Consider the following 205-nt stretch of genomic DNA (forward strand, 5'->3'; position numbering starts at 1 on the left):
ATTCGGTGGACGGGATTCTCACCCGTCTTTCGCTACTCATACCGGCATTCTCACTTCTAAGCACTCCACCAGTCCTTACGGTCTGACTTCACTGTCCTTAGAACGCTCCCCTACCACTGATACCATTCGGTATCAATCCGCAGCTTCGGTGGTGTATTTAGCCCCGGTACATTTTCGGCGCAGAGTCACTCGACTAGTGAGCTAT

At 51.7% G+C, this 205-nt stretch carries 1 rRNA gene; it reads right to left on the reverse strand.

The annotated features are described in order from the left end of the window. A 23S ribosomal RNA gene (locus tag GBN78_RS30030) occupies nucleotides 1–205 on the reverse strand; the annotation flags it as partial.

It is taken from the genome of Bacillus sp. B2-WWTP-C-10-Post-4, from assembly GCF_009183805.1.
Taxonomy (GTDB): domain Bacteria; phylum Bacillota; class Bacilli; order Bacillales; family Bacillaceae_G; genus Bacillus_A; species Bacillus_A cereus.